The following is a 20,527-nucleotide window of genomic DNA, read 5'->3' on the forward strand; positions in this document are numbered from 1 at the left end:
GCAGGCACTTCGGGACGCCGCAGCGTCACTCGCCCACCGAGCCGCTCCGCCGGTCAGCCGCCGACCGCACCGGTCACTCCCCCGCCGGCCGCACCGGCACACGCCACACCAGCCGTGTCCCGCCGCCCTGCGGACGTTCTCCCACGCCGAGCGTGCCGCCGAGGGCGACGGCCCGCTCCTCGAGGTTCCGCAGACCGCTGCGGACGGCACCGGCCGGCACGCCGCACCCGTCGTCGGCCACCGTGAGCGTCAGATCGCCCCCGCCGAGCCGCAGATGGACGTCCACTGACCGTGCCCCGGAGTGCCGGGCCGCGTTGCTCAGGGCCTCCCCGAGCACCGCGGTCACATCGTCGGCGACGTCGCCCGGGACGTCGGTGTCCACCAGGCCCTCGATGCGCAGCGCGGGCGTGAAACCCAGCGAGTCGGCCGACGCCGTCACCGTCTCCGACACCCGTCTGCGCAGCCCGGAGTCCTCCCGCCGCCGGTCGCCGTGTGCGCGCAGCCCGAAGATGGTGGCCCGGATGATCTTGATGGTCTCGTCGAGGTCGTCGACGGTCCGCGAGAGCCGTTCGGCGGCCTCGGGGTGGTCGACGAAGCGCTGGGTGCTCTGCAGGGTCATGCCGGCCGCGAACAGCCGCTGGATCGCGAGGTCGTGCAGATCGCGGGCGATCCGGTCGTGGTCCTTCAGCAGCGTGATCTGCTCGGCGTCCCGGCGCCGCTCGGCCAGCTCGAGCGCCAGCGCCGCCTGCCCCGCGAAACCGAGCAGGGGGCCGGCGTCGGTGTCCGTGAACGGGGTGCGCCCCGCGGTGCGCCCCAGCACCAGGACGCCGATGGACTTGCCGCTCGCCACCAGCGGTACGCCGACCACGGGTCCGAGTCCGGCCCACAGCGCCGAGTCCGGGTCGATCCGGTGGTCGTGCCGGATGTCGGGGTTGACCACCGGTTCGGCGGTGCTCAGCGCGGCCTCCACGAAACCGTCCTGCCGTGACATCACGAGGCCGCGGCGCCTGTCGGCCTCGAGACCGACCGCGAGCAGCGGGCGCAGCACGTCCTCCCCGGGCACCCGTTCCGCGATCATCCCGACCTCTGCGGAGGCGATCCGGCGCGCCTGCTCGACGATCAGCTCCAGCACGTCCGCGCTCGGGGCACCCGACAACAGGGCGCTCGTGACCTGGGAGCTGGCTCTGACCCAGCGCTCACGCAGCCGTGTCTCCTCGTACAGCCGGGCGTTCTCGATGGCGACGCCGGCCGCCATCGCCAGGGCGGAGAGCACGGCCTCGTCCTCGGCGTCGAACTCCTCGGCACCGCGCTTCTCGGTGAGGTAGAGGTTGCCGAACACCTGGTCGCGAACCCTGATCGGCACGCCGAGGAAGGAGTGCATCGGCGGGTGGTGGGCCGGGAAGCCGTAGGAGGCCGGGTGGTCGGAGATCTCGGACAGGCGCAGCGGCTCCGGATGGCGGATCAGCTCGCCGAGGATGCCGTGCCCGCTGGGCAGCGCCCCGATCCTGGTCCGCGCGTCCTCGCTGACGCCGACGGTGAGGAACTGGGAGAGCGTGAGGTCGTCGCCGATGACGCCCAGCGCGCCGTACTCGGCGTCCACGAGCACCACGGCCGCCTCGACGATACTGCGCAGCACCTGCGCCAGATCGAGTTCGCGTCCCACCGACAGGACGGCCTGAAGGAGGCGGTGCACCCGGTCCTGGGTGCCGCGTGCCGCGTCGATGCGGGCCTGCAGTTCGTCCAGCAGCTCGTCAAGCCGCAGCTGCGGCAGGTGCTGCTCGGACCGCCCGCGCGCTTCCCCGCTCATCGATTCCTCCGGACGGATCGCGCAGACAGGGTGCGGGTCAACGGCGACTCTCCCGCCCTCACGATACTGACTTTCTGCCCGGACGGCGGGCTCCTGCGCTCGCTCGGAGTGACCCGTCGGCGGTGTGCGCGGGGTGCGGCCATGGCGTCGGCCGTGGGGGCGCATGGTGTGGCGGTCCGTGTGCGGTTGGTGCCTACTGATTCCAGCAGGTGACCGGCGGTCGGCGCGCGGGAGGTGTGGTGGCGGACGCGGGCGGGACGGGGCGGGGGCGGCGCAGAGTGGCTGTGGTACGGGGCAGCCGGCCGTCCCCGTCCGTGCGTCTCCCTCCGCGCGTCCGGACCGCCGAACAGCCGCCCGCGGCCGAGCGTGTCGTTCCCTGGCTGCGCGTCACCGCCGCCTACGCCTGGCGCCTGGTCGTCGTCGGGCTCGTCGTCTACGGCATCTTCACCATTCTGGGCCGCTTCCAGCTCATCGCCGTCTCGCTGTTCCTCGCACTGGTGATCACCTCGGTGCTGCGCCCCCTGGCCGACCTGCTCGGCCGCTGGCTGCCACGGCCCCTGACCGTCACGGTCTCCCTCGTCGGGAGCCTGCTGCTCCTGCTCGCCCTGTTCGCCCTCGTGGGTGAAGCGGTGGCGGGCGAGTGGGGAAACCTGACCGGGGAGTTCCGCGGCGGCATCACCAGGATCGAACGATGGCTCGAGCGCCCGCCGTTCCGGTTCAGTCACAAGAGTCTCTCGCATCTGCAGGACCAGATCGGCTCCTATATCTCGTCCCACCGGGCGGCCCTGTTCAGCAGCGCCCTCAGCGGCCTGACCCGGGTCGTCGAGCTGGTCACAGGGCTCGCCCTCGCGCTGTTCTTCGCCGTCTTCTTCATCCACTCGGGCGAGCGCCTGTGGTCCTGGGTGCGCGACCAGCTTCTCCCCCGGGGCGCCCGATCGGCGTGGGACCGGGCGGGGCACGCGGCCTGGCGGACCTTCGCCGGGTACACGCGGGGCATCATCATCGTGGCCGGCACCAACGCCATCCTCGTCGGCATCGTCCTGCTGTTGCTTCGGGTGCCGCTCGCACTGCCGCTCACCCTGCTGGAGTTCTTCGCCACGTTCGTGCCGCTGGTCGGCTCGCCGGTCGCGCTCGCCGTGGCCACCGTGGTCGCCCTGGCCGGGCGCGGACCGATCACGGCCGCGGCCGTGGTGCTCCTCATCGTCGTCATCGGAGAGATCGAGGGGCACGTCCTGCATCCCTTCGTGATGAGCTGGGCCGTCCGCCTGCATCCTCTGGTCGTCGCCGTCTCCGTCCTCGCGGGCAGCATCGTCGCGGGCGTGGTCGGCGCCGTGGTGGCCGTGCCGTTCGTGTCCGTCGCCTGGGCTGTGCTGCAGGCGCTGCGCCCGGCGCCTCCTTGAGGCACGCCCCTGCCTGCTGTGCCACGCTGACTCGCGGAGGGAGCGCCGGGCACTCCGAGCCGGAGGCACGGGAGGCGATGACGGGAGGCGATGTGGGCCCTGACCAGTGGGAGGTGCCGCGGCACGGGACGGAGCACATGCCGGGGCTGCGGCGCAGGACCTTCCTGGAAGCGTGCGCGGGCGCCGGGCTCGCCCCGGCGGCCGCCGCCTGCGACCCGGCCCATTCGGCGCACGACCATCCGCCGGCGGCCGCTTCGCACCGCCCCGAGGCGGAGCGCGACCACGCCGGGACACCCGATTGGCGTATCCGCTCCCGAGGTCCTGCGACGGCCGTCGTCGGGTACGCGGACCGGGTGAGCGTGACCCCGGGCGAGGAGTGCGGTCTGTACGTGTCGACGACCGCGTCGTCCTTCCGCGTCTCGGCCTTCCGCATGGGCTGGTACGGCGGGGCCGAGGCCCGGCTGGTCTGGTCCTCGGGGCGCATACCGGGCCGCGTCCAGGCGGAGCCGCACCTGACGTCCGGCACCCGCACCGTCCGCACCGACTGGAAGCGCACTCTCGCCTTCAGCACGGCGGGGTGGCCCGAGGGCGCGTATCTGCTGCGGCTGGACGCGGAGGGCGGCCACCAGCGGTACGTCCCGCTGATCGTGCGCTCCACGCGGGGCGAGGGCCGCACGGTGCTGATGCACGCCCCGGCGACCTGGCAGGCGTACAACCGGTGGGGCGGTTACAGCCTCTACGAGGGACCCTCCGGTGCGTATGCCGACCGGTCCCTCGCCGTCAGCTTCGACCGGCCCTACGACTCCAGCGGCGCGGAGAAGTTCCTGGTGTACGAGCGGGCGGCGGTGGTGCTGGCCGAACGGCTCGGTGTTCCCCTCGCCTACACCACCGGGATGGACGTGCACCGCGACCCGGACGTGCTGCGCGGCGCGAGGGCCGTCATCTGCCTCGGTCACGACGAGTACTGGACCCCGGAGCAGCGCCGGCACGTCACCCGGGCCCGCGACGCGGGCACCAACGTGGCCTTCCTCGGCGCCAACACCTGCTTCCGCCGGGTCCGGCTGGAGCAGAGCGAGGCGCGGGCCGACCGCACCGTGGTCTGCTACAAGTCCTCCTTCCGCGCGGACCCCTGTTTCACCACCCACCCCACGCTGGTGACGACGGACTTCCGTCAGTCCCCGGGGGCCGACCCGGAGTCGTCGATGACGGGCGTGCTGTACGAGGGTTACCCGACGGACGCGCCGTACGTCGTGCACGCGGCGGACCACTGGTTGTACGAGGGGACGGGCGTACGCCCCGGAGACGGTTTCGGTCATCTGGTCGGTGTGGAGTACGACCGGGTCACCCCGGGCGCCCCCGTCCCGGAGCCCTTGGAGATCACGGCCCACTCGCCGCTGGTGTGCAACGGCCGGCGCAGCACCAGCGACTCGGCGTACTACACGGTGCCGAGCGGGGCGGGGGTCTTCGCCACCGGCACCATGCGCTGGGTGGAGGCCCTGATGGCCGGCACCCCGGACGGCGGCCGCGACCACGGCATGGACGTCCGCACCCGCGCCTTCGTCACCCGGACGACGGAGAACCTGCTGCACGCCTTCGCGCTGGGCCCGGCCGCCCGTCATCGCCCCGCGCCGCGCCCGAACGTGAAGGAGGTGTACAAGGGCTCGGCGTGAAAGGAATTCCCGGTTTTCGCCGGCCGATCCTCATTCCAGGGACAGGGTCGCTCCATGGTCAAGAGCGATTCTCCTTCCCGCGTCTCCCTCAAGCGCGTCACTCCGGAGGTGTCGGGTGCCCGGGTGTGCGTTCTGCCTGGACATGCACACCAAGGACGCCCGCGCCCAGGGTGAGAGCGAGCAGCGTCTCTACGCGCTCGGCGCCTGGCGGGAGACGTCGTTCTACACCGAACGGGAGCGTGCCGCACTGGCGTTGACCGAGGCGGTGACCCTGGTGCACGACGGGCACGTCCCGGACGCGGTCCATGCCGGGGCGGCGGAGGTCTTCGACGAGGCGCAGATCGCGGCGCTGGTCTGGGCGGCCACTGTCATCAATGCCTACAACCGGATAGCGATTGCGACCCGCATGGTCCCGGGGGCCTATCAGCCCACCCGGAAGTGAATTCATCCGAAAACAACTCGTGCGGCGCGGGGGCCCGAAAATCGGGCCCCCGCGCCTCTTGACGCAATTCAGTTACTTTCCGGCAACGGCTCCATGATGTCGTCGAGCCAGGACCGCCATTCCGTAGCACGTGCGGCAGATCCCGCCGTCATGGACCGTTCCGTCCATTCCGTCACGGGCCGGATGCCGTGCAGGGCGTTCAGCAGCCACACCTCGCGGCCGTCGAGTTCTTCGACGGTGCGTTCGCGGTGGGCGACGCGGACGCCGGTCCGGGCAGCGCGTTCCTGGACGAGGGCGACGGTCACCCCGGCGAGGACGGGCAGGTGCGGTGAGGGCAGGCACAGGGTGTCCTCCTCCCACCACACCACGCTGGAGTGGGCGGCCTCCAGCACCACCCCGGACTGGGCGATCAGCACGGCCTCCTCGGCGCCGTGCAGCGAGGCCCGGTTGCGGACCCGGGCCAGCCGGTCCAGGTCCGGGCCCTTGCGGCGGGGCGCGGTCCGCGGGTCGGGCTGGCCCACCGCCCACACCCGCACATCCGGCGCGAGCGGCGGGGCCTGACGCAACCGCAGCCTCAACCGGGGTGGCCGGGCGGTGAGTTCGACCCGTGGGAACCACTCCCCCGTGCGCGGCAGCGCGGCGGTCACGTCCTGCCAGAACTCGACGAGCCGGCGCAGCGGCGGCCCGTCGCAGCCGGCGCAGGCGCGCAGGAAACGCTCGCGGTGGCGCTCGAAGCCCCGGACACGTCCGTCGCGCAGCAGCCAGGAGTCGGCGACGAGCAGCCGCTCGCCCGTGTCGGCTCCGGCGGACAGCCCGTCGGCCGGTGTCCAGTTCAGCAGGCCCTCGGCGATGGCCGGTCGGATCATGGGGTTCCTTTCTCAGTACCTGCGGCCCGGCGCTCGCCGGCGAGCCGTTGCGGGGCCCGTACGGGGCGTGCTCCAGCCAGGCGCCGCACCACGGCAGGACGGGGCCAGGGCGGCGGTGGCACGCTGTCCGACCCGTACGATCCGGCGCTCGGGCCGCAGACGGGCCAGGGCCGTACCCGCGGCGGCGCTGTTAGGTGAGGGAGACACCGAGGTCGGGACGGATGTCGAGCGGCCGGTCCAGCGTGACGAAGACCGCTCCGTGGCGGTTCGCGGCCCGCCGGAACATCGGGCCCGGATGGAAGGCGCGTGCGTCGGCCATGGTCACCACGCTCCCCTGCGGACCAGATGGCGGCGGAGCTTGCCGGTGGGGGTGCGCGGCAGTGACGGTACGAAGCTGACGCCGCGGGGCACCTTGAAGGCGGCGAGGTTCTCGCGGGCCAGGCAGATGAGGTCGGCCTCCAGGCCGACGGGTATCGGGGTGACGGGAACGACGAAGGCACGCAGCCGGCCCGCGCCCCGGTGGTCGGTGACGGCGGCGACCGCGACCTCCCTCACCGCCGGGTGCGTGCGCAGCAGTGCCTCCACCTCCAGGGGGGAGACTGTGATGCCGCCGACCATCTCCGTGTCGTCCGCGCGGCCGAGATGCGTGAAGGTGCCGTCGGGGATGCGGCGCGCCCGGTCCCCGGTGGCCAGCCAGCCGCCGACGAGGGTGCGGGCGGTCTCCTCGGGCCGGCCCAGATAGCCGGGTGTCACCGTCGGCCCGCGCACCCACAGTTCGCCGTCCTCGCCGTCGGGCAGCGGGCGTCCGGTGTGGTCGCGCACCTCGACCTCGAAGCCGGGCACGGGGCGGCCGACGGTGCCGGGGTGGTTGTGGTCGAAGCTGTTGGCGCAGAAGGCGTGTCCGGCCTCGGTGGAGCCGATCTGCTCCAGGACGGGGGCGCCGAGCAGATCGGTGATGCGCCGGCCGAGTCCGGCGGGCAGCCCCTCCCCGGCTGACACGGCGGCGCGGACGGAGGCGAAGCACGCCTCGTGCCCGTCGGCGCGCTCCGCGACCAGGGCCGCGTACTGGGAGGGCACGGAGTAGAGCAGGGTCACCCGGTGCCGTACGACGAGTTCGTCCACGGCGGCGGGGTTCGGGCGGCGGTCCACCAGGACCGCGGAGGAGCCGGAGAACAGCGGGAAGACGAAGGCGTTGCCGAAGCCGTAGGCGAAGAACATCTTCGACACCGACAGGGTGACGTCGTCCGGGGTGATCCGCAGCAGCCGGCGGCCGACGAGGTCGTGGTACGCCTTCGGGTCCCCGTGGCCGTGCACGACTCCCTTGGGGCGGCCCGTGGGTCCGGAGGTGTACTGGACGTAGAGCGGGGTGTGCGGGTCGGCCTGGTGGGCGGCGGTCGTGGGCGGTGCGGTCAGGGTGAGCGAGACGAGCTGGTCGGCGCCGAGCCGGACGCGGCGCGGGAGCCGGTCGTCGAGGCCCGGCCCGGTCACGCACAGCACGGCCTCGGTGTCCTCGGCCATGAACCTCAGTTCGGGCGGAGTGAGTTCCGGGTTGACCGGGACCGCGACGGCGCCGAGTCGCGCGGTGGCGAGGAACGCCGTCACCCAGGCGACGGAGTCGGGCAGCGCGAGCAGCACCCGGTCGCCGGGGCCGACCCCGTGGTCGGCGAGGACGGTGGCCGCGCGGGCCGCGAGGTCGTGCACCTGGCCGTGGGTCCAGGTGCGGTGGCCCTGGTGGAAGGCCGGCCGGTCGGTCCACTCGCGCCGCTCGGCGAGCGCGGCGAGCTGGGCCGCGAGGTTGCCGGGCGCCTCGGCGTCGGCGGGAATCAGCGTGGCCTGGGGTGTGGTCATCGGGCCGGCTCCTCCTCGGTGGCCGGGGCGGCGGTGTGCTCCCGGTAGGCGCGCATCGGGGCGGCGGTCTTCAGCAGCATCTCGTCGTACTCGGCGGCAGGGTCGGAGCCGAGGACGATCGCGCCGCCGGCGCCGAGGTGCAGCTCGTCGCCGGCGATGACGGCGGTGCGGATGACCATGCTCAGGTCGGCGCCGCCGCCGCAGCCGAAGTAGCCGAGGGCGCCGGAGTACACGCCGCGGGCCTCGGTCTCCAGGCCGTCGATGATCTCCATGGTGCGCAGCTTGGGCGCCCCGGTCATGGAGCCCCCCGGGAAGCAGGCACGGACGCAGTCCACGGCGTCCGCGCCCTCGCTCAGCCGCCCCTCGACGGTGGAGACCAGCTGGTGCACGGTGGCGTGCGTCTCGGTGGCCATGAGCCGGGTGACCCGTACGGACCCGGTCTCGCAGACCCGGCCGAGGTCGTTGCGGAGCAGGTCGACGATCACGAGGTTCTCGGCGCGGGTCTTGTCGTCCACGGCCAGCGAGTGCCGCAGCCGTGCGTCCTGCGCCGGGTTCTCCCCGCGGGGGGCGGTGCCCTTGACGGGTCTGGCCTCCGCGACGCCGTCCGGGGTGATCCGCAGGAACCGCTCGGGTGAGGAACCGGCCACGTCCAGGTCGCCGAACCTCAGGAACGCCGCGTAGGGGGCGGGGTTGACCCGGCGCAGTGCCCGGTAGAAGGCGTACGGGTCGCGCGGTGCCGGTAACCGCACGGCGTCGGTCAGGCAGACCTCGTAGCTGGTGCCCGCCCGGAGCGCGTCCTTGCAGGCCTCGATGTCCGCCAGGTAGGTGGCACGGTCCCTGACGAGCCACGGCTCGGCGGCGGTGGGGTCGGGGCCGGGCTCGTCGCCCGGCGGCTCGGTCGCCGTGTCCTGTCCCGACGGGCCGGAGACAAAGGTGAGCTGGGCCGTCGCGGCGTCCAGCCAGTCGGTCGCCTCCCACGTGGCCTGCGGGGTGTCCTCGGCGAGGCAGACCGCGTAGGTGGCGCCCTCCTCGTGGTCCACGGCGATGAGGCGGTCGGCGAACAGCCAGCAGGCGTCGGGGGTCCGGGCCCGGTGGCGGTTCACGGAGCCGCAGTCGGCTTTGGTCTCGTAGCCGAAGTAGCCGACATAGCCGCCGGTGAAGTCGAAGGGCAGCCCCGCGGCGTCGACGCGGCGGGTCGCGAGCTGCCGCTTGAGGTAGTCGAAGACACTCGCGCGCACCTTGCGCGGGGGCCGGCCGGGCCGTTCGACCTCGCACACGCCGGCGTCGACGTCGTAGCGCACGAACTCGGCGAGGGGGCCGGTGCCGTCACCGAAGAACGAGAAGCGGGCGAGGCCCGGCTCGACGCGCGAGCTGTCGAGCCAGAACGCGCGCGGGGCGTCCGCGCACATCCTGGCGAAGGCGGCCTCGGTGTCGACGGCGCCGGCCAGGCGGCGGTAGTGCAGCCGGTGGGCGGGGGGCGTGGCGCGGTGGGGACGGGGGATGGCCGCGGCACGGGGAATGGTGGTGTTCTTCGTACGGGGTCTGCGGGCGCGCTCGGCGGTGAGGTTGCGGAAGTTCACGAGCATGCGGTGGCCGTAGTCGGTGAGCACGGACTCCGGGTGGAACTGCACGCCCCACAGCGGCCGGGTGCGGTGTCTGAGGCCCATCACCACGCCGTCCTCGGCCCAGGCGGTGGCCTCCAGGGTGTCCGGCAGCGGCTCGGTGACGGCCAGCGAGTGGTAGCGCACGGCGGTGAAGTTCTGCGGCAGTCCGTGGAACAGGTCCCGGCCGTCGTGCCGGACGGTGGACAGGTGCCCGTGCCGGGGCTGCGGTGCGGGCGCGATGCGGCCCCGCTCCCCCGCCGCGATGCCCTGGTGGCCGAGGCAGACCCCGAGCACGGGGACGCGGGAGTCGGCGACGATCCGGGCGGCGATACCGAAGTCCCGGGGTTCGGCGGGGTGTCCGGGGCCCGGCGAGATCACCACGTTGTCGAACTCCCCCAGGTCCGGCACGGCGTCGGCTGGGGTGTCGTTGAGGATCACCACGGGCGGCTCGCCGTTGACCTCGGCGAGCAGCTGGAACAGGTTGTACGTGTACGAGTCGTGATTGTCGATGAGCAGGGTCTTCACCCGCCCACCTCCCTTGCGTCGTTCCCGGGCCTCAAGCGGGGTCCGCCGCTTGTGCCGTCCACGGAGCGCCTGGAGCGGCGGATACAGCCTGAACGGACGGAGTCCTCGCCCCCGAAGCGGTAGATCACATGCCGGTCCGCCTCTCCGTCGACGAGCACCCCACCACCGAGAAAACCGGGCTGCTGCGCGGTCGCACGCAGCAGGGACCATCCCCGCGAGTGGAAATCGGCCTCGCGGCCCGGCACCACCTGATATGCGACGGTGACGGTAACGGGATCCCTGGTCACACCATCGAGTACGGAAGGATCTCGAGTTACGCTCAAACCTTCAAAGAAGTTCTTTTCGAGTGTCCGGAACGTAACCTTCGCGGTCGCCGCGTCAACGCCCGCTTCATCGGACCTTCATGGTGATCCGCCACAGACGGCGCGGGAGTTCGCCCTCCTCGAAGGCGTGGACGGCCGGCGCGACCGGGCCCACCCGTACATGCCCGGGTGAGCACGGCAGGGGTCCTCCCGGTGCCGCCGCTGTGTGCCGGACGGCTCCGGCCCGATCCCGGCCATGCTCCTCCGCTCCCCCGGGCTCTCCGCTCAGCAGATCCTGGGCAGTTGCTCCCCCAGCGGCATGTCCACCACCCGTGTGCCCCCCAGCCCGGTACGGGCCACCACCATGCCGGGATGGTCCCGCACCACCTCGCCGATGATCGCGGCCTCGGCACCGCGCGGATGCGCACGCATCGCGTCCACCACCGCGTCGGCGTGCTGGCGGGGCACGAACGCCACCAGCTTGCCCTCGTTGGCCACGTACATGGGGTCCAGGCCCAGCACGGCGCAGGCGTTGGCGACTGCGGGCGGGACGGGGACCTTGCGCTCCTCGATGACGACCCCGGCGCCCGCGGCGGCGGCGATCTCGTTCAGGGCGGCCGCAAGCCCGCCCCGCGTGGGGTCCCGCAGCATGTGCAGGTCCCGGGTGACGGCCAGCATGGCGTCCACCAGTCCGCCGAGCGGCGCGCAGTCACTCACGATCTCCACGCCGAACTCCAGCCCCTCCCGCACACTCATGATCGCCACACCGTGCACGCCGATCGCACCGCTGACGATCACGACGTCACCGGGGACGACCCGCTGCGGCCGCAGGTCGACGCCCGCCGGGATGAGCCCGATACCGGCCGTGTTGATGTAGATGCCGTCGCCGTGGCCGGCCTCCACCACCTTGGTGTCGCCCGTCACCACCTCGACCCCGGCCGCCCGCGCGGCCGCGCCCAGCGCGTCGGCGACCCGGGTGACCGTGTCGATCTCGACGCCCTCCTCCAGGATGAACCCGCAGGAGAGGTAGGCCGCCCGGGCCCCGCTCACGGCGAGGTCGTTGACGGTGCCGTTGACGGCGAGGTCGCCGATGCTGCCGCCGGGGAAGAACAGCGGCCGCACCACGAAGGAGTCGGTGGAGAAGGCCAGGCGCAGGCCGCCGAGCGACAGGGCGGCGGCGTCGCCGAGCCGGTGCAGCACCTCGCCCCCGAACGCGGGCGCGAACACGTCCCGGACCAGTTCCGCGGACAGCGCCCCGCCCCCGCCGTGGCCCATCACGACGCGGGACTGGTCGCGCAGCGGGGCCGGGCAGGTCCAGGCCGCCGGGTCCGGCAGGGGCGCGGTCAGGTCGATGGCGTCAGACAACGGAGGTCGCCTCCCGGGCCGCAGGGGTGGTGTCCAGGCGCCGGTAGAGGTAGTACGCGGCGCAGGCGCCCTCGCTCGAGACCATCGTGGCGCCGAGCGGGGTGCGCGGGGTGCACACGGTGCCGAACGCCTCGCACTCGTGCGGCTTGAGCAGGCCCTGCAGGACCTCGCCGCTGCGGCACGCGGCCGGCTCCTCGGTCCGGATGCCCTCGACGGAGAAGCGGTGCTCGGCGTCGTAGTCGAGGTACTTGGCGGACAGCCGCCAGCCGCTGTCCGGGATCACTCCGATGCCGCGCCAGGAGCGGTCGGTGACCTCGAAGACGTCCTCCAGCATGGCCTTGGCGGCCGGGTTCCCCTCGGGGCGGACCGCGCGCGCGTAGGCGTTGTCGACGGTGTGCTCGCCGCGCTCCAGCTGCGCCACGGTCCGGCGCACGCCCTCCAGGATGTCGAGGGGTTCGAACCCGGTCACCACGATCGGGACCCGGTGGCGCTCGGCCAGCTCCGGGTACTCCTCGATCCCCATCACGCTGCACACGTGGCCCGCGGCCAGAAAGCCCTGCACCCGGCACTGCGGGGACCGCATGATCGCCTCGATGGCGGGCGGCACACGCACATGGGAGACCAGCATGCTGAAGTTCGGGACGCCGAGCCTGCGCGCCTGATACACCGTCATCGCGTTTGGGGGCGCGGTGGTCTCGAAGCCGATGCCGAAGAACACCACCTGCCGGCCGGGGTTCTGCTGGGCGATCCTGAGGGCGTCGAGCGGGGAGTAGACGACCCGTACGTCGCCGCCTTCGCCCCGTACCTGGAACAGGTCCCGCCCGGTCCCGGGCACCCGGAGCATGTCGCCGAAGGAGCAGAAGATCACCTCGGGGCGGGAGGCGATCTCCAGTGCCTTGTCGATGACCTCCAGCGGGGTCACGCACACGGGGCAGCCGGGCCCGTGGATCAGTTCGACCCGGTCGGGCAGCAGCTGGTCGATGCCGTGGCGGATGATGCTGTGCGTCTGCCCGCCGCAGACCTCCATCAGCGCCCAGGGCCTGGTCACCGTGGCGTGGATCTCGTCGAGGAGCCGGCGTGCCAGCTCCGGGTCCTGGAACTCGTCGATGTACTTCACTGCTTCCGCGCCTCCTCGCGCGCGGGCGGCAGCACCCCGCCCGCCTCAGCGGCCATTTCCCAGGGGTCGCCGAACTCCTCCTGCAGCATGCCGAGTTCGGCGAACAGCTCGAGCGTCTGCCGCGCCGACTCCTCGTCCAGGCGCTGCAGGGCGAAGCCGACGTGGACGATGGCGTACTCGCCGACCTGGAGGTCGGGCAGGTACTCCAGGCACACCTCCTTGACCACGCCGCCGAAGTCGACGGTGGCCATCCGGGTGCCGTCACGTTCCTCGATGTCCAGCACTCTGCCGGGTACCGCCAGGCACATGGGCCTCTCCTCGCTGTGGGTGGTGCGTCGCCCGGGGCTGCCGGGACGGTCGGTCAGTCCGGGGCCGCCCCGGCACGTGCGGCGACGACGAGCTGGCCGAGGGCCAGGCCGCCGTCGCCCGGCGGGACCAGGTGGTGGCGCAGCACCGTGAAGCCGTCCGCGCCCAGGGCCCGCGCGCAGGCCGAGGAGAGCGGGGAGTTGAGGAAGACGCCGCCGGTCAGGGCGACCGTGTCCACTCCGTGCCGCTCTCGCCCGAGCGCGCACACGTGGTGCACGAGACGGGCGACGGCCCAGTGGAAACGGGCCGCGACCAGCTCCGGTCCCGTGCCCGCGCGCAGGTCGTCGACGATCGCGGCGATCACGGGCGCCGGGTCGGCCCGGAGCGGGCGGACCCCCTCCGGGCCGCCGATCTCCTCCGGACCGCCGAACCTCTCCGCCCCGCCGTCCGTCCCCGGCTCCCGTACGGCGAACGCGTACGCGGAGGTGTCCCCGGCCGGTGCCCGCAGCGCGGCGGCCTCCAACTCGACCGCGGCCTGGGCCTCGTACCCCGCCCGGTGGCAGACGCCGGCGAGGGACGACACCGCGTCGAACAGCCGGCCCATGCTGGACGTGGGAACACAGTTCAGGTTCCGTTCCAACTGCCTTTCCAGCACCGCGCGTTCGTCCGGCGGACAGGCGGCCACACAGGGCAGCTCCGCCGACCAGTCGAGGCCGGCGGCGCGCAGATGCGCGAGCGCCATGCGGTACGGCCGGTGCACCGCGGCGTCGCCGCCGGGCAGCGGCACATAGGCGAGATGGCCGAGGCGGGAGAAACCGTCGTAGTCCGCGAGCAGGAACTCCCCGCCCCATACGGCCCCGTCGTCGCCGTAGCCGGTGCCGTCGAAGGCCACGCCGAGCACCGGCCTGCTGCCGTCGAGTCCGTGTTCGGCCATGGCGGCGGCGACGTGGGCGTGGTGGTGCTGGACGCGGACGACGGGACGGCCCGCCGCGTTCCGGGCGGCCCACCGGGCTGAGCGGTAGGCGGGGTGCCGGTCGGCGGCGAGCAGCCGGGGCCGGACGGGTGTGATCGACTCCAGTTGGGCGACGGCGCGTTCGAAGGCGTGCTGGGTGGCGAGGTCGTCCATGTCACCGATGTGGGCGGACAGCCAGGCCCGGCGGCCCTCGCCGAGGCAGCAGACGTTCTTCAGGTCGCCGCCGACGGCGAGGGCCGGGCGGACGGGCACCGGAAGGGTCAGCGGCAGGGGGGCGTAACCGCGGGCGCGGCGCACGATCAGCGGCCTGCCGTCGCACACGCGCACCACGGAGTCGTCGCACGGCACATGGATGGGCCGGTCGTGGGTGAGCCAGGCGTCGGCCAGGTGCGCGAGGCGTTCGAGCGCCTCCTCGTCGTCGGTGACGATCGGCTCGCCGGAGAGGTTGCCGCTCGTCATGACGAGCAGTCGCGGGCCGTCGCCGTCGCCGTCGCCGGGCAGGCCGAGCAGCAGATGGTGCACGGGGGTGTACGGCAGCATGACGCCGAGATCGGGGCTGCCGGGTGCGACACCGTCGGCGGGCCGAAGGCGGCCTCCACACGCGGGCGTCAGGCGGCGCAACAGCACGATGGGGCGGACGGTGCCGGTGAGCAGGCTCCGCTCCTCGTCGGTGAGCCGCACCAGGTGCCTGATGTCATCCGTGTCCCGGGCCATCAGGGCGAACGGTTTGTCCCCGCGGCCCTTGCGGCCGCGCAGCCGGGCGACGGCGGCGGGGTCCGTGGCGTCGCAGGCCAGGTGGTAGCCGCCCAGGCCCTTGACGGCGAGGATCGATCCGGACGCCAGCAGCCGGCGCGCCCCGGCGACCGGCTCGGTGTCCGTGACCGGTCGTGGCGGGCCGTCGCCGTCCCGGGGGCGGACGAGCAGCCGCAGACGGGGCCCGCAGGCGGGGCAGGCGACCGGCTGCGCGTGGAAGCGGCGGTCGGTGGGATCGGCGTACTCACGGGCGCAGTCGGGACACATCGGGAAGCCGGCCATGGTGGTCGCCGCCCGGTCGTAGGGCAGGCCGGTGACGATCGTGAACCGGGGGCCGCAGTGCGTGCAGGTGATGAAGGGGTGGCGGTGGCGCCGGTCGGCCGGGTCCCCGAGTTCGCGCAGGCAGGCGGCGCAGGTGGCGGTGTCCGGTGGGATCAGGGTGCCTGCGGGGCCGTCCGTGCGGGAGGCGAGGATGGTGAACGCCGTCTCGCCGGCGGCGGGCACGTCCTGGTGGTCGACGCGCTCGACGCGGGCCAGCGGTGGGGCGTCCTCGGCGATGCGGTCACAGAACCGGCCGACGGCCGCGGGGGTCCCCTCGACCTCCACCACGACACCCTCCGGGGTGTTCGTCACATGCCCAGACAGGCCGAGGGAGGTGGCGAGGGCGTGGACGTACGGCCGGAAGCCCACGCCCTGCACCACGCCCCGCACGGTGACCCTGCGGCGCACCGGCGCCTGGACGGCGACGGCCGTCGGGGGCGGAGCGCTCACGAGCGGGACTGCGCCAGGGCGCCGGCACGGTCCGCGTCGTCATGGGTGTGGCCGTGGGACGGCCGGGCCATGACGGGTGTGTGCAGTGGGGCGCCGTCCGCGGCGGCCAGCGCCCGGTCGAGCAGGGCGCCGGGCCCCAGGTCCCGGCGGGCGGAGGTGAGCAGCACCTCCACACCGGGGTTGACCTGTTCGACGTTCGCACGGAACGCCGCCAGGTCGAAGGCGACGGCCTCGGCGATGTCGGTCTTGGTGACCACCACCAGGTGGGCGAGGCCGAAGGCGGTGGGGTACTTCAGCGGCTTGTCCTCGCCCTCGGTCACCGATGCGAGGACGACGCGAAGGGTCTCCCCCAGGTCGTAGGAGGCCGGGCAGACGAGGTTGCCCACGTTCTCCACGAACAGCAGCCGGGTCCCCTCCGGCAGCCATCCCTCGAGGTGGCGGGCGAGCATGTCGGCCTCGAGATGGCAGAGCCCGTCGGTGAGGACCTGCTTGACCGGCACGCCCGAACGCGCCAGTCGTGTGGCGTCGTTCTCGGTGGCGAGGTCGGCGGTGAGCGCCGCGACCGGCACGGACCGCTCCCGAGCCAGGACGAGCTCGCGTTCCAGGAGAGCGGTCTTCCCGCTGCCGGGGCTGGACAGCAGGTTGACGACGGTGGTGCCGCGGGCCGCGAGCTCCGCGCGCAGCGTATGCGCGGCCTGGTCGTTCTTGGCGAGCACGGCCTGCTGCAGGTCGACCACTCGGCACATGGTTCAGCGCTCCTCGGGGACGGTTTCGCGGGTGGGTGCGTGCGTCCGGGCGTCCTCCCAGTGCACGCTGACGATCTGCAGTTCGCGGCCCGACAGCAGGTCGATGGCGGCTCCGTCGCACCGCGGGCAGCTCAGCAGGGGCGGCATGCCGACGGCCCATTCGTGCGCGCACGGCTCGCAGCGGGCTCGCCCCGGGACCTCGTCGGTGACGAGGTCGGCGCCCTCCAGCAGGGTCCCGGCGCAGGCCAGTTCGAAGCAGAAGGACAGGGCGTCGGGTACGACACCGGCGAGTTCGCCCACCTGGAGCCGTACCGAACGCACCGCCGTGACGTCACCGGCCCGCTCGGCCGCCTCTTCCACCTGGCCGATCACCGCCAGCGCGATGGACATCTCGTGCATGGGTCTCCGTCCCGGCGAAGGCCGGGCCCCCGCCCCGTGGGGACGGGGACCGCGTGCGCGGCCCGCCGGGAACCATTAGAGGTGAGGTACCCCGGGCCCGTGGACCGGCACGCCGTCGCCGCCCGGCGGCGTACGCCGTTCGCCGCAAAGCATCTGCTCGATCAGCCGGACGGCCTCGGGGACCGCGGCGGACACGGGTGGGCTGAGTCCGACGCGCTCCTCCACACAGGCCGGTTCGCAGCCGACCACCAGCGTGCGGCGCGGCGGTTCGGCTCCGGTTCCGGCGCACAGGGTGTTCAGCAGGGCGAGTACGGCGTCGGGGGTCATCCGGTGGCCGTCGATCACGGCCACTTCCAGATCGTCGGCGCCCGTGTCGGCGTGCTCGATGACGTACAGGGTGCCGGGGGCCTCCCCGCGTGCGGTGGCGTCCACCAGGATCAGGGTGTCGTAGCCGTCGAGGAGCTGGTAGGCGAGGTGTACTCCGCGCACCCCGATGTCCAGCACCTCGACATCCGCGGGCAGTACGCGCCGGGTGAGCGCGCGGACGGTCTCCACGCCGAAGCCGTCGTCCCCCAGGAAGACGTTCCCGATGCCGGCGACGAGGACGGTGCCGCTCATACCTGGTCCTCCAGCGGGGTGACCTCGTCGGAGCGGAAGTAGTGGAAGGTTCCGCGCTCGCGGCGGACGTCGGCGCCCGGGTCGTCGTCCACGGTCACCGCCAGGTGGACCGAGCCGTCCACGTCGTGGCGCACCGCCTCGACGGTCGCGGGGCGGCCCCGCAGGAACACGTCCTGTGCGTCGGTGCGCCGCAGCCCCGGGTTGAGCCGCACCCGGCTTCCGGGACCCACCGGCCGCCCGTTCACCACGACCCGTCCGCCGTCCGGTTCGCCACCGGGCTCGTCCGCCGGGTCCCACCACGGTGTGTCCGCGGGTGGCACGCCCCGCGCGTCGGTCCTCGGGTGGTCCTCCAGGATGACCGGTGAGGACAGCATCACGTCGGCGCGGCCGGGTTCACCGGAGAGGACGGGCCAGGTGTGCAGATTGCGGCAGGACGCGATCGCGGCCCGGGCCCACTCGGGGGGATCGCTCATCGACAGGAAGGATCCGGCGCTCAGCCCCATCAGCAGATGGGTGGAGACCAGGGAGTGCGGCAGCGCCGCACTCCGGTCGGCGCTCTCCCCGGCCTCGGGCGCCCAGACGCTGGTGTTCTCGACCACGGCGGTGAGTCGCAGGACCGGGCAGGGCCCCTCGAGCCGGTGTGCCGACAGCCGCAGCAGACCGCGGATCTCCTCGCCCCGGCGGACCGTACGGCCGACGACCCGGCCGTGCTCGTCGAGGATCTGCTCGTGCTCCTCCCCCGCGCGGCGACCGAAGGCGACGATGACCCCGTCGCCTTCGGTGAGCTCCTCCACGGTGACGGCCGCCTCGACGCGCTCCTCGGTGCCCTCGTCGCAGCACACCAGGAGCCTTTCGCCCAGCCGGAGTTCGGACACCGTCTCGAACTCACCGTCGGCGCGGGCCCGCTGCACCGTGCGGCGCCGGGCGCGCAGGAAGCGCAGCTCCACCGCGAGGGTGGCGCCGGGCCCCGGTTCCATCAGGCATTCGGTGTGCTGGAAGTCGTACTCCTCGCTGCCCGCGCCCCAGGCGGGCGGTACGAGCACCCCGCACTGCCTTCGCAGGTGGGTGCCGGGGGCGGAGGCCCGGTACGGGTGCAGCATGCAGCCCTCGAAGAGGACGGCGTCCGCCACCTTCCTGGCGAGGGCGAAGCGGGCCTCGGTCTGCGGGGCGAACGCGGTCTCGTTCATGGCGCTCCTTCCGGTGGTGCCGGCCGGGGAGTGTGCTCGTCTGCGGGAGTGCCGGACCGTACGGTTTCAGCCGTGGTGCGGGGGCCGGTGGCCCGGGCCAGGTGCGGGGGCGTGCACGACGGCTTCTCCTTGCGGACGAAGGCGCGTCTCAGGGCGTGGTAGGGGGCGTCCGGGTCGTGGAAGACGCGGTGCATCGCGGCCAGTTCCCGTTCCCGGAAGGCGGACAGGGGCTCGGTGCTCTCCTGGCGCTCCAGTGCCTCCTTCTTCGCCGCGATCCGTGCCCGTGTCCCCGGCAGCGACGCCAGCCGCGCCGCCAGCCGGCCGGCCTCCGCGGAGAAGTCCTGCGGGGCGCACTCGATCACCCGGTCGACGAGCCCGAGGCCGAGGGCGCCGGCGGCGCTCATCGGCAGCGCCTCGCGCACGATGCGGTCGGCCGCGGCGGTGCCCACCCGGCGGGGCAACGTGTACGTCCAGTACTCCGAGCCGGTGAGGCCCATCAGCCGGTAGTGCGGGTTCAGTACGCAGCCGGAGCGGCACCACACCTCGTCGGCGGCCAGGGCCAGCATCACGCCGCCGGCCGCCGCGTTACCCGCGAGCGCGGCTACCACCAGCCGGTCCGTGGTCGTCAGGACCGCCTCGACCAGGTCGTCGATGGCGTTGATGTTCGCCCAGGACTCGGCCGCCGGGTCCTCGGCCGCCTCGATGGCGCCCAGGTGGATCCCGTTGGAGAAGAAGTCCCGCTGCCCGCCGAGCACCAGCACCGAGGTGGGGCGCGCGCAGGCCTGGCGGTAGGCGTCCAGGAGCCGCCGGCACTGCGTGGTGCTCATCGCGCCGCCGGGGAAGGAGAACGAGAGGGAGCCGACGCCGCCCTCCTCGCGGTAGCGGATGTCCGTCCAGGTGGGCCACCGCGCGCCGGGGGGCACGGGCAGGTCGGGCAGCCCGGGCAGCCGGTCGCCGAGGGCCTGCACGGCGGGGAGCTTGACCGGGCGCGGCTGCCCGGGGCGGCGCCGCCGTCGCAGCTCGGGGATCCACACGGCGCCGTCGCGTGTCGCCCGGCAGATCGCCCCGGCCCGGGTGGCGAGCAGTTCCCCGGGGGCACCGCGCAGACCGTTGTCGGGGTGGCCGCCGTGCAGGTACCACTCCTCGCCGAGCAGCACGTCCAGCACGCCGGGCTGGGAGTCGGCGGCGCGCAGCTTGCGCACGACGGTGTCGGTCGTGTCGGTGTCCCAGTCGATGCGCCGCACGCTCTGGTCGAGGTAGGGACGGGGCCGCGACGTGTCCTGCCGCACGGGCGTGTGGGTCCCGGAGGCGAAGCGCTCGACGGCGAGGAGGACGGCGGCGAGGGCCGCGTCGGCGATCTCGCCCCGGTACAGGTCGCTCTTGGACAGCGGTGGGAGGGGGCAGGCGACGGAGGCCCACACGTCACCGGCGTCCATCTCCTCCTCCGCCTGGAGAACCGTCACGCCCCAGCGCTCGGCGCCCTCCTGGACGGCCCAGTCGAGCGAGGACGGCCCCCGGTCGCCGACGGGGCCCGGGTGGACGATGAGGCACGGGTACGCCGACCACACCTCGCGGGGCACGGCCGTCTTCAGCAGGGGCGCCAGGACGAGTTGGGGGGCGTGCCGCCGTACCGCCTCGGTCAGCGAACCGTCGGGCAGGGCGAGTTCCACCGCGACGGTGTGTCCGCGATCGCGCAGTTCGGCATGGACGCGCTGGGTGAGGCTGTTGAACGCACTGGCCACGAGCAGAATGTGCACGGCGTACTCCCGGCGGACGACGGTACGGACAGATGTGCCCGGCCGTCTGCGATCGTCGGCCACACCCGTGG

16 protein-coding genes and 1 pseudogene are annotated in these 20,527 nt (G+C 73.4%); 3 read left to right on the top strand and 14 right to left on the bottom strand.

Translation table 11 applies throughout. The features are described 5' to 3' along the window. Nucleotides 1-73: 73 nt before the first annotated feature. Entirely contained in the window at nt 74-1,807 is a 1,734-nt protein-coding gene (locus ACFYZE_RS27545; protein WP_388999455.1) for a GAF domain-containing protein, read from the bottom strand. 314 nt (nt 1,808-2,121) lie between these two features. Here ACFYZE_RS27545 and ACFYZE_RS27550 point away from each other — a divergent pair, with 314 nt between their 5' ends. The 3 genes and pseudogenes from ACFYZE_RS27550 to ACFYZE_RS27560 form a co-directional block, all read left to right on the top strand. Further along, nucleotides 2,122-3,207, top strand: coding sequence for an AI-2E family transporter (locus ACFYZE_RS27550; protein WP_388999458.1), 1,086 nt, complete (start codon nt 2,122-2,124; stop codon nt 3,205-3,207). 137 nt (nt 3,208-3,344) lie between these two features. After that, on the top strand, nt 3,345-4,877 hold the full coding sequence (locus tag ACFYZE_RS27555) for a N,N-dimethylformamidase beta subunit family domain-containing protein (RefSeq protein ID WP_388999767.1): 1,533 nt from the start codon (nt 3,345-3,347) through the stop codon (nt 4,875-4,877). Between the two features lie 118 nt (nt 4,878-4,995). Beyond that, nucleotides 4,996-5,319: pseudogene (locus ACFYZE_RS27560) on the top strand (carboxymuconolactone decarboxylase family protein); the annotation flags it as partial. A 68-nt stretch (nt 5,320-5,387) separates the two neighbouring features. Here ACFYZE_RS27560 and ACFYZE_RS27565 read toward each other — a convergent pair. From ACFYZE_RS27565 to ACFYZE_RS27625, 13 genes are all read right to left on the bottom strand, one after another. After that, on the bottom strand, nt 5,388-6,185 hold the full coding sequence (locus ACFYZE_RS27565; RefSeq protein WP_388999461.1) for an aminotransferase class IV: 798 nt from the start codon (nt 6,183-6,185) through the stop codon (nt 5,388-5,390). 190 nt (nt 6,186-6,375) lie between these two features. Further along, the gene (locus ACFYZE_RS27570; RefSeq protein ID WP_388999464.1) at nt 6,376-6,504 is read right to left on the bottom strand and encodes a hypothetical protein; all 129 of its coding nucleotides are present in this window, start codon (nt 6,502-6,504) and stop codon (nt 6,376-6,378) included. Nucleotides 6,505-6,506: 2 nt separating this feature from the next. After that, nucleotides 6,507-8,033, bottom strand: coding sequence for an AMP-binding protein (locus tag ACFYZE_RS27575; protein ID WP_388999467.1), 1,527 nt, complete (start codon nt 8,031-8,033; stop codon nt 6,507-6,509). After that, the gene (pabB, locus tag ACFYZE_RS27580; RefSeq protein ID WP_388999470.1) at nt 8,030-10,162 is read right to left on the bottom strand and encodes an aminodeoxychorismate synthase component I; all 2,133 of its coding nucleotides are present in this window, start codon (nt 10,160-10,162) and stop codon (nt 8,030-8,032) included. Before pabB ends, ACFYZE_RS27575 begins: the two co-directional genes overlap by 4 nt. Nucleotides 10,163-10,749: 587 nt before the next feature. Then, nucleotides 10,750-11,829, bottom strand: a complete 1,080-nt coding sequence (gene hypE, locus ACFYZE_RS27585; RefSeq protein ID WP_388999473.1) for a hydrogenase expression/formation protein HypE — start codon at nt 11,827-11,829, stop codon at nt 10,750-10,752. After that, nucleotides 11,822-12,946, bottom strand: a complete 1,125-nt coding sequence (gene hypD, locus ACFYZE_RS27590; protein WP_388999476.1) for a hydrogenase formation protein HypD — start codon at nt 12,944-12,946, stop codon at nt 11,822-11,824. The genes hypE and hypD overlap by 8 nt, the downstream gene beginning before the upstream one ends. Then, nucleotides 12,943-13,254, bottom strand: coding sequence for a HypC/HybG/HupF family hydrogenase formation chaperone (locus ACFYZE_RS27595; protein ID WP_200422860.1), 312 nt, complete (start codon nt 13,252-13,254; stop codon nt 12,943-12,945). Before ACFYZE_RS27595 ends, hypD begins: the two co-directional genes overlap by 4 nt. Nucleotides 13,255-13,307: 53 nt before the next feature. Continuing rightward, nucleotides 13,308-15,749: a carbamoyltransferase HypF gene (gene hypF / locus ACFYZE_RS27600; RefSeq protein WP_388999479.1), complete on the bottom strand. Its 2,442-nt coding sequence runs from the start codon at nt 15,747-15,749 to the stop codon at nt 13,308-13,310. Next, on the bottom strand, nt 15,746-16,495 hold the full coding sequence (gene hypB, locus ACFYZE_RS27605) for a hydrogenase nickel incorporation protein HypB (RefSeq protein ID WP_388999482.1): 750 nt from the start codon (nt 16,493-16,495) through the stop codon (nt 15,746-15,748). Before hypB ends, hypF begins: the two co-directional genes overlap by 4 nt. Nucleotides 16,496-16,498: 3 nt before the next feature. Further along, nucleotides 16,499-16,894 carry a hydrogenase maturation nickel metallochaperone HypA gene (gene hypA / locus ACFYZE_RS27610; protein ID WP_388999485.1) on the bottom strand — a complete coding sequence of 132 codons (396 nt, stop codon included), beginning with the start codon at nt 16,892-16,894 and terminating at the stop codon, nt 16,499-16,501. Between the two features lie 75 nt (nt 16,895-16,969). Further along, complete coding sequence (locus tag ACFYZE_RS27615) at nt 16,970-17,512, bottom strand: hydrogenase maturation protease (protein ID WP_388999488.1); 543 nt, start codon at nt 17,510-17,512, stop codon at nt 16,970-16,972. Next, nucleotides 17,509-18,699: a hypothetical protein gene (locus ACFYZE_RS27620; protein WP_388999491.1), complete on the bottom strand. Its 1,191-nt coding sequence runs from the start codon at nt 18,697-18,699 to the stop codon at nt 17,509-17,511. The genes ACFYZE_RS27615 and ACFYZE_RS27620 overlap by 4 nt, the downstream gene beginning before the upstream one ends. After that, nucleotides 18,696-20,456 carry an enoyl-CoA hydratase-related protein gene (locus ACFYZE_RS27625; RefSeq protein WP_388999494.1) on the bottom strand — a complete coding sequence of 587 codons (1,761 nt, stop codon included), beginning with the start codon at nt 20,454-20,456 and terminating at the stop codon, nt 18,696-18,698. The genes ACFYZE_RS27620 and ACFYZE_RS27625 overlap by 4 nt, the downstream gene beginning before the upstream one ends. Nucleotides 20,457-20,527 lie beyond the last annotated feature (71 nt).

This window comes from Streptomyces sp. NPDC001796, from assembly GCF_042892355.1.
In the GTDB taxonomy this organism is placed as follows: Bacteria; Actinomycetota; Actinomycetes; order Streptomycetales; family Streptomycetaceae; genus Streptomyces.